Source organism: Marivita sp. (genome assembly GCF_017643905.1).
Taxonomy (GTDB): Bacteria; Pseudomonadota; Alphaproteobacteria; order Rhodobacterales; family Rhodobacteraceae; genus Marivita.
In genome coordinates this window covers 25,106-31,738 of sequence record NZ_JAEPMO010000038.1, presented here as the reverse complement: position 1 = coordinate 31,738, position 6,633 = coordinate 25,106, and the positions used below count along the sequence as shown (strand labels likewise).

Here is a 6,633-nt window from a genome sequence, read left to right as displayed (position 1 = left end):
TATCGAAGCGGCAAAGTTGCGCGGCGAAGGTTTGGGTTATCTGATCTTCAAGGAAATCCTGCCGAATGCGACCGCGCCATTGCTCGCCGAATTCGGACTGCGGTTCTGCTTTGTGTTCCTGACCATCGCGTCGCTGTCCTTCCTTGGGGTTGGCATTCAGCCGCCGCTGGCGGATTGGGGCACGATGGTGCGCGACTCGGCGCAGTTCATCAACTTCGCGGCGTTCTCGCCGCTGACCGCTGCGCTGCCACTGCTGGCGGCCGGGGCCATCGCGTTGCTGACGGTGGGTGTCAACTTCGTAGTGGACTGGATGCTGCACAGAAGCTCGGGGTTGAAGGAATGAACGCTCTTGTTGAAATCCGGGATATCTGGATCGAAGGACGGAGCGACGAGGTTTGGTCCCCGATCATCAATGGCGCCAGTCTGTCTTTGAACAAGGGTGAGGTTCTGGGCTTGATCGGTGAATCCGGTGCCGGGAAATCGACGCTAGGCCTAGCCGCGATGGGGTTCACGCGCGACGGCGTGCGGATCTCCAAAGGGTCGGTCATGTTCGACGGGATCGACCTGATTTCCGCGTCTGCGGCCAAAAAGCGGGAGCTGCTGGGAAAGCGCATCGCCTATGTCGCGCAATCCGCTGCCGCCAGTTTCAACCCGGCGCACAAATTGATCGACCAGCACACCGAAGGCCCGGTGCAGCATGGGGTCATGTCCCGCGCCGAAAGCGTGAAGGACGGGATCGAACTTTATCGCCGCTTGCGCCTGCCAAACCCGGATCAGATCGGGTTCCGCTATCCGCACCAGGTGTCCGGTGGTCAGCTTCAGCGGGCGATGACGGCGATGGCGATGTCCTGCCGTCCTGACCTGATTATCTTTGACGAACCGACGACCGCCTTGGACGTGACGACGCAGATCGAAGTGCTGGCGTCGATCCGCGATATCGTCGAGCAGTTCGACACAGCGGCGATCTATATCACGCATGACCTTGCCGTGGTCGCGCAGATGGCGGATCGGATCAAGGTTCTGCTCAAGGGGGACGAAGTCGAAGAGTCCGACACCCGCACGATGTTGGCCCAGCCGAAGGAAGACTACACGAAAAGCCTTTGGGCTGTCCGCGCGTTCGAGCGTCCGCAAAAACCAGCGGTTCACACCAGTGCCACGCCTGTGGTGTCTGTTCAGAACGTATCCGCCGCCTATGGCAAGGTTCCGGTGCTGCACAATGTCAGCTTTGACATCCACGAAGGTCGCACTGTTGCAGTCGTGGGTGAATCGGGGTCGGGAAAATCGACCACCGCGCGCTGCATCACGGGCCTTCTGCCGCCGACGAAAGGAATGATCGAATTCGACGGCAAAGCGCTTCCCGCGAACTACAAGAGCCGCAGTAAGGATCAGTTGCGGCAAGCGCAGATGATCTACCAGATGGCGGATACGGCGCTGAACCCCCGCACCACGATTGGCGACATCATCGGCCGGCCTGTTCAGTTCTACATGGGGCTTACTGGCAAGCAGAAGCGCCGCCGTGTCGAGGAATTGCTGGACGAGATCGAACTGCCCGCAGCTCAGTATATCGACCGGTTGCCATCCGAGCTGTCCGGCGGTCAGAAACAACGCATCGGTATCGCCCGCGCGCTTGCCGCAGAGCCGAAGTTTATCATCTGCGACGAGGTGACAAGTGCCTTGGACCAGCTTGTGGCCGAGGGTATCCTCAAACTGCTGGCGCGGCTGCAGGATGATCTCAAGCTCAGCTACATGTTCATCACCCATGATCTTGCGACGGTCAAAGCCATCGCCGACGAAGTGGTGGTGATGAAAGACGGAGAGGTGGTGGAGCAGGGGCCGAAACAGGACATGTTCGTGCCGCCGCATCACCCGTATACCGACCTATTGCTCAGTTCGGTGCCAGAAATGGACCCGGATTGGCTTACTAATCTACTCAACGAACGTGGAGTTGATAACATCGGCGACGCAGCCGTTGATAAGATGTCATGAGAATCGGTCCATGAAGGACCATCAGGCGGCCTGAGACCGCTCATAATCACAGGGAGACGATGATGACTCGCATTTCAAGACGTGGACTACTTCGAACCGGTGCTGCCGCCGGTGTTCTGGCGGCCAGCGGCCTGCCGCTGTTTGCCCAGGCAAAGCGTGGCGGTCGCCTTCGGGCAGGTTTGAATGGTGCAAACACCTCGGACAGCTGGGATGGCCGGACGCATTCCGACCTTTACATGATCGCCTCCGCTCAGGGCGCTGTGTTCGACAGCCTCACCGAAGTGGCGGCAGATGGTTCGCTGATCGGCGAGCTGGCCACCGATTGGGAAGCAACCCCGGACGCGAAGACCTGGACATTCAACCTTCGTCAGGGCGTGACCTTCCACAATGGCAAGCCGTTTGGCGCGGACGACGTGATCGAGTCACTGCAACTGCACGTGGCCGAAGGTGCGAAATCCGCGGCGCAGCCCATCGTTGCGGCGATCAGCGAGATGAAGAAAACCGGCGAACATCAGGTTCAGTTCACGCTGGAAGCGGGCAACGCAGACTTCCCGTACCTGATGTCTGACTATCACCTGCTGATGTACCCGGCCGGTCAGATCGAAGAAGCGATTGCCAAGGGCATCGGTACAGGTCTTTACGCCGTGACCTCGTTCGAGCCGGGCGTGCGCATGACGGCCAAGCGGGTCGACAGCCACTACAAGGGCGACAGCGCCGGTTTCTTTGATGAGATCGAGTACATCGCCATCAACGACTCCACGGCGCGGATGAACGCGCTCATGACGGGTCAGGTGGATGTGATCAACCGGATCGACTTCAAGACCGAGGCGCTGCTCAAGGCCAACCCGATGATCCGCATTCAGGAAGTGACGGGCAACCAGCACTACACCTTCCCGATGCTGACCAAGGTCGATCCGTTCACCGACGTGAACGTCCGTCGCGCGCTAAAGTACGGCATCAACCGTCAAGAGCTGGTGGACAAGATCCTGCTGGGCCACGGTATGGCTGGCAATGACACACCAATTGGCCCTGCCAACCAGTATTTCCATTCCGAAATGGAACCTCTGGCCTATGATCTGGACAAGGCCAAGTTCTACCTCAAGGAAGCAGGCCTGACCGAGCTCAACATCGACCTCAACGTGTCCGATGCGGCGTTCAACGGCGCTGTCGATGCAGCGCAGCTTTATCAGGCTTCGGCCAAGGGTGCTGGCATCAACATCAACGTGGTGCAGGAACCGGCGGATGGTTACTGGTCGAACGTCTGGCTGAAAAAGCCGTTCTGTGCGTCGTACTTCTCGGGCCGCGCCACGGAAGACTGGATGTTCGCAACAGCCTACGAAGCCGGTGTGCCGTGGAACGACAGCCAGTGGGATCAGCCGCGCTTCCAAGAGCTTTTGCTTTCGGCGCGCGCGGAACTGGACAGCAACAAGCGTCGCGAAATGTATTTCGAGATGCAGCAGATCCTGCGCGACGATGGCGGTGTCATCATCCCGATGTTTGCCAACTATGTGCAGGCCGTGTCCAACAAGGTCGCGACGGCGGACACTGTCGGCAACCTCTGGCAGATGGACAATGCCCGCATGGCAGAGCGGTGGTGGATGGTCTAAGCCTCCTGCAGGAAACACAGAAGCCCCGCCAAACCGGCGGGGCTTTTTCGTTGGTCACAGTCGTCGACTACAGAACGTAGCGGCTCAGGTCAGCAGACCGGGTGAGTTCGCCCAAATGCTTTTCAACAAAGGCTGCATCGACCGTGACCTGATCGCCGGACCGGTCCGGTGCCTCAAAGCTGAGATCCTCAAACACACGCTCCATGACGGTGTAAAGCCGTCGTGCCCCGATATTTTCGACTGACTGGTTCACATCCGCTGCGATCTTGGCCAAAGCGGCGATCCCGTCTTCGGTAAAGCTGACGGTCACTTCTTCGGTCGCCATGAGTGCCGTGTATTGCAGCGTCAGCGCGTTGTCGGTTTCCGTCAGGATGCGCACGAAGTCTACTTCGGTGAGCGCACGCAAATTCACGCGGATCGGCAGACGCCCTTGCAGTTCAGGCAGCAGGTCCGACGGTTTCGCGATGTGGAATGCACCGGATGCGATGAAAAGGATATGGTCGGTTTTGACCGGACCGTATTTCGTGCTGACCGTTGTGCCTTCGATCAGGGGCAGCAGGTCGCGCTGTACGCCTTCGCGGCTGACATCGCCGCCACGGGTTTCCTGCCGCGCAGCCACCTTGTCGATCTCGTCAAGGAACACGATGCCGTTCTGTTCCACGGCTTCGAGCGCCTTTTCCTTGACCACCTCGTCGTCCAGCAGTTTGTCGGCTTCTTCCGCGATCAGAACCTCATAGCTTTCTGCCACGGTCAAACGCTTGCGCGTGGTGCGCCCGGCAAAGGCTTTGCCGAACAGATCGCCGAGGTTCATCATGCCGCCACCACCCATGTTGGGCTGACCGGGGATATCCATCATCGGGAACGGGCTTGATGTGTCTTGAAGCTCAAGCTCGATCACCGTGTCATCCAGAAGTCCATCCTTCAGCTTTTTGCGGAACATCTCGCGCGTGCCTTCCCGCGCGCCTTCTCCTGCAATGGCTTCGATCACGCGCTGCTCCGCGGCTTCGTGCGCCTTAGCCTTGACGTCTTCGCGCATGTGGTCGCGGGTCATGGCGATGGCCGCATCGACCAGATCACGGATGATCTGCTCGACGTCGCGCCCGACATAGCCGACCTCAGTGAACTTCGTGGCTTCAACCTTGATGAACGGCGCTTTGGCCAGCTTGGCCAGACGGCGGCTGATCTCGGTCTTGCCGACGCCGGTTGGTCCGATCATCAGAATGTTCTTCGGATACACCTCTTCCCGCAGATCATCGCTCAATTGCTTGCGCCGCCAGCGGTTGCGCAACGCAACAGCCACAGCGCGCTTGGCATCCTTCTGGCCAATTATGAAGCGGTCCAGTTCGGACACGATTTCGCGGGGGGTGAGGTCGGTCATTAAGGCGTCCTTTGCTCTGTTGGTGTCGAGATAGTGGGACTCAACGTGATTTAAAAGGCTTGACCATTTGTATATACAGAAGTATCCACATCCATGACGGCAACGAAAGTCGCGCGAAAAGTAAGCTCTCTGGACCGTCGTGTTTGAGTGGGATGAAAACAAGCGGCGTTTAACGATCGCCAAACACCTGATTGACTTCTCCGATGCGATTGAAGTTTTGGCGAACGAGCCGCTTATTCTACCTGCGCGCAGCGATGTTGAAGCCCGCTACATCGCTGTTGGTCCACTGGACGGCACGCTGATCGCAGTGGTCTTTACCATGCGGAGACAGACGTATCGTTTGATTAGGGCACGGAGAGCACGCCAAGATGAGCAAGACCAATATCAAAACTTACACCTTGGAAGAGGCCCGCAAGCTTAAGAGCGAGACAGATTGGGAAGCACTCAGAAACGCACCGCCTTACGAAGGCCCGCAGGAGTTCGAAGTCGACTGGTCCAAGGCGCGTATCGTGACCCCCGACCTGAAACAGGCGATTTCGCTTCGGGTCGATCCCGACGTGCTTGAGTTCTTCAAATCTGAAGGTCGCGGGTATCAGACCCGCATGAATGCGGTTCTGCGCGCCTATATGGAGGCGAAAAAGGCCAGTCAGGCCTGAATCGTCTCAACCGTCAGGTTGCCGTTGGTGTAGACGCAAATATCGGCCGCGATCGCCATCGCCGCTCTGGCGATCTGCTCTGCGTCCTTGTCAGTGTCCATGAGAGCACGACCTGCGGCCAAGGCGTAGTTGCCGCCAGACCCGATCGCGGTCACGTCGTGTTCCGGCTCGAGCACGTCGCCAGCGCCTGTGATGACATACAGGTCCTTGCCGTCCGACACGATCAGCATCGCCTCAAGCTTTTGCAGGTATTTGTCCGTGCGCCAATCCTTGGCGAGTTCGACACTGGCGCGTTGCAATTGGCCCGGCGTCGCCTCCAGTTTGGTCTCAAGGCGTTCCAGCAGAGTAAACGCATCGGCGGTCGATCCGGCAAAACCGGCAACAACGTCATATCCACCCGGTGAAATGCGGCGCACCTTGCGGGCGGTTCCCTTGATCACGGTCTGGCCGAGACTGACTTGTCCATCACCTGCGATCACCACCTTGCCGCCTTTGCGCACGCCGATGATCGTGGTGCCGTGCCAGCCGGGAAAGTCGTTATCAGCCATGTTTCATCCTCTTCGCTTTGTCCCGATATGGGCCGAACATTCATGTCACACAAGCCCCGCAACGCAAAACGCCCGGCGCAGAGGGCCGGGCGTTTGCACGAATATGTCGAAAAATCAGATGCTTTCGTCGATCCAGCCTTTAAGCGCGGCTTTCGGAGCGGCGCCGGTTTTGTTCGAGACAACCTGACCGTCTTTGAAGATGAACAGCGACGGAATACCCCGCACACCCATTGCGGCAGCGGAGTTCGGGTTGCTGTCGACATCAACCTTTGCGATCTTCACGCTGTCGCCATATTCGGCGGCCAGCTCTTCAAGCGCTGGGCCGATCTGCTTGCAGGGGCCACACCACTCGGCCCAGAAGTCTACGACAACGGGAACGCTGGAGTTCTTGACTTCGGCATCGAAGGTTTCATCGGTCACGGCGACGGTGGGCATTTGGGCTCTCCTTGAGGCTCGGG

Annotated in this window: 8 protein-coding genes; 5 read left to right on the top strand and 3 right to left on the bottom strand. The window is 58.7% G+C overall.

The genetic code is table 11. The annotated features are described in order from the left end of the window. The 3 genes from JJ869_RS08080 to JJ869_RS08070 all read left to right on the top strand — a co-directional run. Positions 1 to 343: ABC transporter permease subunit (locus JJ869_RS08080; RefSeq protein WP_292265953.1), on the top strand; the 343-nt coding region annotated here is incomplete at its 5' end. Next, a complete protein-coding gene (locus JJ869_RS08075; RefSeq protein ID WP_292265951.1) occupies positions 340 to 1,986 on the top strand; it encodes an ABC transporter ATP-binding protein in 1,647 nt (548 codons plus the stop codon). The genes JJ869_RS08080 and JJ869_RS08075, both read left to right, overlap by 4 nt. Before the next feature lie 62 nt (positions 1,987 to 2,048). Continuing rightward, positions 2,049 to 3,593: an ABC transporter substrate-binding protein gene (locus JJ869_RS08070; RefSeq protein ID WP_292265947.1), complete on the top strand. Its 1,545-nt coding sequence runs from the start codon at positions 2,049 to 2,051 to the stop codon at positions 3,591 to 3,593. Between the two features lie 67 nt (positions 3,594 to 3,660). On the opposite strand, the gene hslU is transcribed toward JJ869_RS08070, so the two are convergent. After that, positions 3,661 to 4,971, bottom strand: coding sequence for an ATP-dependent protease ATPase subunit HslU (gene hslU / locus JJ869_RS08065; RefSeq protein ID WP_292265946.1), 1,311 nt, complete (start codon positions 4,969 to 4,971; stop codon positions 3,661 to 3,663). 139 nt (positions 4,972 to 5,110) lie between these two features. On the opposite strand from hslU, the gene JJ869_RS23160 reads away from it, so the two are divergent. After that, positions 5,111 to 5,392, top strand: a complete 282-nt coding sequence (locus tag JJ869_RS23160; RefSeq protein ID WP_366510422.1) for a BrnT family toxin — start codon at positions 5,111 to 5,113, stop codon at positions 5,390 to 5,392. Continuing rightward, positions 5,340 to 5,627 carry a BrnA antitoxin family protein gene (locus tag JJ869_RS08060; RefSeq protein WP_292265944.1) on the top strand — a complete coding sequence of 96 codons (288 nt, stop codon included), beginning with the start codon at positions 5,340 to 5,342 and terminating at the stop codon, positions 5,625 to 5,627. Before JJ869_RS23160 ends, JJ869_RS08060 begins: the two co-directional genes overlap by 53 nt. On the opposite strand, the gene hslV is transcribed toward JJ869_RS08060, so the two are convergent. Both hslV and trxA read right to left on the bottom strand, forming a co-directional pair. Next, the gene (gene hslV, locus JJ869_RS08055; protein ID WP_292265941.1) at positions 5,618 to 6,175 is read right to left on the bottom strand and encodes an ATP-dependent protease subunit HslV; all 558 of its coding nucleotides are present in this window, start codon (positions 6,173 to 6,175) and stop codon (positions 5,618 to 5,620) included. The two genes, JJ869_RS08060 and hslV, sit on opposite strands and share 10 nt — an antisense overlap. 114 nt (positions 6,176 to 6,289) lie before the next feature. Next, entirely contained in the window at positions 6,290 to 6,610 is a 321-nt protein-coding gene (gene trxA / locus JJ869_RS08050) for a thioredoxin (protein WP_292265939.1), read from the bottom strand. Positions 6,611 to 6,633: the final 23 nt, after the last annotated feature.